We start from the raw sequence: 5,374 nt of genomic DNA, 5'->3' as shown, positions 1-5,374 counted from the left end.
ACGGTTAGGATATCACTTAGATACATCGCTACTGGATCATGTACTTGGCCACCAATATTAAAGGCCGTCGTTGTCGTTGTTGGTCCTAAGATTAAATCATAGTCTTCAAAAACTTTTTCAAAATCGCGGCGTATTAATGTACGCGTTTGACCAGCTTTTTTAAAATGAGCGTCATAAAAACCAGAACTCAATGAAAACGTTCCAAGCATAATACGGCGTTTTACTTCCATACCAAAGCCTTCAGATCGTGATTTCACGTAAACTTCTTCTAGTGTCTTCGCATTTGGTGAACGATATCCATAACGAATGCCATCAAAGCGTTGCAAGTTTGAAGAAGCCTCAGATGAAGCAATAATGTAATAAGCAGGAACTCCGTATTTTGAATGTGGTAAGCTTACTTCTTCTACAATGGCACCTAATTTTTTAAAAGTTTCAATGGCTTTCAGTACCGCTTCTTTTACTCCGGCTTCTAATCCTTCTTGTAAGTATTCTTTTGGAACACCAATTTTCATGCCTTTTACACCATCTTCAATGCCAGCTGTAAAATCTGGTGTTGCTTCATTGTAACTCATTGAATCTTTCTCATCGTATCCACTTATAGCATTTAAAACCAATGCATTATCTTTAACCGTACGAGTCAATGGTCCGATTTGATCCAAACTTGAAGCAAAAGCAATTAAACCAAAACGTGAAACGCGCCCATAAGTTGGTTTCATTCCCACGATTCCGTTAAAAGCAGCCGGTTGACGAATTGAGCCACCTGTATCTGTTCCCAATGTCATAGGAACTTGTCCAGCAGCTACTGCGGCAGCTGATCCACCTGAAGAACCACCCGGAACTTTAGTTAGATCCCAAGGGTTATGTGTGATTTTGAAAGCAGATCGTTCTGTACTTCCACCCATGGCAAACTCATCCATGTTCAGTTTTCCAACTGAAATCATCCCAGCACCCATTACTTTTTCCATAACCGTTGCATCATAAACAGGTATGAAGTCTTCTAACATTTTGCTTGCTGCAGTTGTTAAGACACCTTTTGTTACAATATTATCTTTGATTCCAATTGGTAATCCAGATAATATATTGTTAGGGTCTATTCCAGCAGCATCCATTTTACGCGCGTTTTCTAACGCTTCTTCTTCAGTCAAGGTTATAAATGCGCCAACTTTATCTTCTGTTTGAGCGATTCGTTCATAAACAGCTTTCATTATCGCTTCAGCTGTTGTTTCTTTTTTTACTAATAAGTCATGTAATTCTTCTAAAGTATGATCTAATAAAGTCATTTTATGCTCCAGCCTCCCCGTTATCTATCATAGCAGGAACTTTAATTAATCCGTCTTGTTGTGTTTTAACGTTTTTAAATAATTCGTCACGATCCATTCCTGGTGTTGCGATATCCTTACGCATGACACTTGATACGTCTAAACCATGAGTCGTTACCGGTACATCTGTTGTATCTAATTCATCTAATTGTTCAACCATTGTGATAATATCATCTATTTGATTTGTAAAACCTGTAATTTCTTCATCTTGAAATTCAAGTTTTGATAATAAAGCAACGTGTCGAACTTCTTTTACATCAATATTAGCCATTTGGGTTTCAACTCTCTTTCTTTCTATCCTCTTGTTCAAAAACTTCTTTTCTATTCTACCATAAAGTTTCGTTAGCCTCTATATCAAAGAAACTAAAACATGACTAACGGTATTTTATTTGTATCGTTTAGTCCTAGCTTTGTGCTCTAGTCATTCTGAAAAAAGATAATGGGCTATGAGGATGAAACATCCTCTTGCCAATTCCTGTTTTTCTTTCATGACTGAACAGAGCACTCAGCATCTTAGTTGAATTGAGCTTTGTGCTCTAGTCATTCTGAAAAAAGATAATGGGCTGTGAGGATGAAACATCCTCTTGCCAATTCCTGTTTTTCTCTCATGACTGAACAGAGCACTCAGCATCTTAGTTGAATATGTGTGTGTAGAATTTTGTTTCGCCTGTTTTTCTGGCCATAAATGATTCGGTTCCGTTTATGGATTCGATTATTATTTCTATTGGTATATTTGGCGGGAGAAAAGTTGCTGCTTTATCTGCAACGTATTGTGTGAAACCGATGATTTCACTTTCTCCATAAAATTGAGTATTAATAGACACTTTCATTTTTACAAGTTTATCATCTGTGTAACTTGCTTCGGCTGTTACGCCACTTAAGTTAGGGAAAAAATTTTCCACTTCAGATTTAAAGTTTTCAAAGTTCGCTAATTCGTTACTTGTCTCATTTACTAATGGGAAAATTACTTTTTTTTGATTTATAGTTTTCCAACTGCCAACTTTTGTACTGCCGTTTTCACTAACGGCTTCTGTAATAAAACTTCCACCAGCTAGGCTATCTTTAGGAGATTGTTCAAAGACACCGACTACTATCGGAACTTTCCCAACACCTTCTACTTCACGTAGTTGCTGAACTATTTTATCAGCCATTATTTTCCCTTGTTTTAAAAGCTCATCACGACTGATTTTTGTTTGGTATTCATCACCAAATTCAACTTTTTGATAATAATCAATTGCATTCATCGATAGTCCAATACTAATGCCACCCAATGAAAATTTATCATCTTTTTTTATCATATAATCTTGCTCTAAAACAGAGTTCAAGTAATAAGGATTTCGCTCTTTAGGATCATCTTTTCCATTGTCTTTAGGGTTTAGCCCATTCGGATTTTCTTTACTCTCACGCTTCAACCAACTATTAGCTGTTTTACTATCAATGTATTGGCCTTCTTCGAAATAGTGATTGTCTGTATCAAAATGTGCCTGCGAGAGGCTCATTAAACCTGTTTCGAATGCTTTTAAATTAAAGTTAGAGTTTAAGCCTAATGTTGACCCTCTTGTTTGACTTGGTTGGTAGCTGCCGTTGGTTACAACTGTTTTATAGTAATCTGTTGATAATTGATGACTTGTTGTTGTAGTTTTATCTTTTTCTCCTGGAGTATCTCCTGGGTTATTTACTGTACTCTCACCTGTAGGGTCACTGCAGGCGCTTAGTAAAAAAACTGTAGCAGCCAGTGTTGCAATGATTTTTTTATTCATTTTCTTCTCCTTCTAATGCCTTCAATAGTTGGTCTTCATCCCATACTGTCACTTCAAGCTTTTGGGCTCTATCTAATTTACTGCCGGCTTCTTCACCAGCTACGACAAGATCTGTTTTTTTGGAAACACTTCCCGTTACTTTTCCACCGAGATTTTCAATACGGTTTTTTGCTTCTTCACGTGTAAAATGAGTTAACTTTCCTGTTAAGACAACGGTTTTCCCATTAAAATAAGAATCAATTTGAGCCACTTCAGCTTTTTTCTTACCTAAATAGACTAAATTAACCTGACATAGACGTAGTTCATTGATCAGTTCATCTACTTCTGGTAAAGAAAAATAAGTCACAAAACTTTCTGCAATAATGTCTCCAATACCCTCAATAGCAATGATGTCTTCTTGCTTAGCTGCTTGTATGTTTTCAATGGTCTCAAAGTGTTCTGCAATTTGCTTGGCCGCTTTTGCGCCAACGTGTCGAATACCTAATCCAAACAATAAACGTTCCAGTGAATTATGCCGGCTAGCATCAATCGCAGTTAGTAAATTAGTTGCCGCTTTGTCTTTAACTTTATCTAGCATTAGCAGTTCGTCATACGTTACTTTATATAGATCAGCTACGTCGTGTACGTACCCTTTTTCAAATAATTGAGTAATTACTTTAGGTCCCATTCCATCTATATTCATAGCATTACGTGAAGCAAAGTGAGCTAGGCCTTCTGTTATTTGAGCGGGACATTTAGGATTAATGCAGCGTAAAGCTACCTCTTCTTCTAAATGAACCAACTCACTTTTACAAGTTGGACAATGAGTTGGAATCCGATAACTTTCACTATCAGGTAATCTATCCTCTAGAATAACACGAGTCACTTCAGGAATGATGTCCCCTGCTTTATGAACCACAACGGTATCTAGCAAACGGATGTCTCGTTCTTTTATTAAATCAACGTTATGAAGACTTGCCCGACGTACGGTTGTTCCTGCTAATAAGACCGGATCCATGATTGCAGTTGGCGTGACCACACCCGTTCTGCCTACAGTCCATTCAATTTCACGAATGGTGGTTGTGCCTTCTTCTGCTTTAAATTTATATGCAATTGCCCACCGAGGGGCTTTCACGGTATACCCTATGTCTTCTTGTGCATCAAATTCATTTACTTTAATAACAATCCCATCAATTTCATAAGGCAATTGAGTTCGTTTATCTTGAAAAGATTGGATGTACTCCCATACTTCTTCGATAGTTTCGCAAACTTTTCGTTCAGGATTAGTGCGAATTCCTAATTGATCCAATTGTTTTAATGCTGTTTCCTGGCTGTCTGCAGTCATTTCTCCAAAATCTGCAACTGTATAGAAAAAAGTATTTAAATTTCGTTTAGCGGTTTCTTTAGCGTCTAAATTACGCAACCCACCTGCAGCGGCATTTCTCGGATTAGCAAAGACGGCCTCTCCGTTTTCTTCACGTTTTTCATTTAACGCTACGAAAGAAGCTTTAGGCATATAACATTCGCCACGAACTTCAATAGTATAAGGTTTTTTTAATCGTAAGGGAACAGATTTAACCGTGCGCATATTTTGAGTTACGTTTTCTCCAATTGTTCCATTGCCTCGAGTCGCTGCTAATACTAGTTTTCCATCTTTATATTTTAAAGAAATGGCTAAACCATCTATTTTTAATTCACAAATATACTGGATTTTTTTATCTGTTAATTTTTGAATTCGTTTATCAAATTGGATTAAATCTGTTTCGCTAAATGCATTGCTTAAGCTAAGCATCGGGATATCATGAACAACCTTTTCAAAACCCGGTAAAATAGTGCCTCCAACTCGTTGGGTCGGTGAGTCATTAGAAATTAAGTCAGGAAATTCTTCTTCTAGTTTAACAAGTTCTCTATACAGTTTATCGTAATCTGCATCTGAGATAACAGGCTTATCTTGAACATAGTATTGATAGCTGTACTTATCCAATGTGTCTCTTAATTCATCAACCTTTTCTTTTGCTTCCTCGAAAGTTTGACCTTTGGACATTTGAAAGCTCCTTTCTACTACACGGTTTAATTGGGTTTCGCATTCTAGCTCTTCGGTAAAATTCAACTGTATCCTCGAGGCTTGGCCTCTTGCGGTAAAGTTTCATTTTCCTTTCTGAGCTGGGCAGAATGCTACGCATCTTGTTTTAATTGAGTTTTGCATTCTAGCTCTTCGGTAAAATTCAACTGTATCCTCGAGGCTTGGCCTCTTGCGGTAAAGTTTCATTTTCCTTTCTGAGCTGGGCAGAATGCTACGCATCTTGGTTTAATTGA

General features: G+C 37.3%; 4 protein-coding genes. All 4 read right to left on the bottom strand.

Features of this window, described 5'->3' with window-relative positions:
• Positions 1 to 1,280: Asp-tRNA(Asn)/Glu-tRNA(Gln) amidotransferase subunit GatA (gene gatA, locus WBF61_RS06995; RefSeq protein WP_424255140.1), on the bottom strand; the 1,280-nt coding region annotated here is incomplete at its 3' end.
• 1 nt (position 1,281) lies between these two features.
• Entirely contained in the window at positions 1,282 to 1,590 is a 309-nt protein-coding gene (gene gatC, locus WBF61_RS06990; protein WP_424255138.1) for an Asp-tRNA(Asn)/Glu-tRNA(Gln) amidotransferase subunit GatC, read from the bottom strand.
• A gap of 361 nt (positions 1,591 to 1,951) precedes the next feature.
• Positions 1,952 to 3,079, bottom strand: a complete 1,128-nt coding sequence (locus WBF61_RS06985; RefSeq protein WP_424255136.1) for a CamS family sex pheromone protein — start codon at positions 3,077 to 3,079, stop codon at positions 1,952 to 1,954.
• Positions 3,072 to 5,102, bottom strand: coding sequence for an NAD-dependent DNA ligase LigA (gene ligA, locus WBF61_RS06980; RefSeq protein ID WP_424255135.1), 2,031 nt, complete (start codon positions 5,100 to 5,102; stop codon positions 3,072 to 3,074). The genes WBF61_RS06985 and ligA overlap by 8 nt, the downstream gene beginning before the upstream one ends.
• Between the last annotated feature and the right edge of the window lie 272 nt (positions 5,103 to 5,374).

This window comes from Carnobacterium sp. (genome assembly GCF_049673005.1).
Lineage (GTDB): Bacteria > Bacillota > Bacilli > Lactobacillales > Carnobacteriaceae > Carnobacterium_A.
This window is presented reverse-complemented; position numbering and strand designations above follow the sequence as displayed.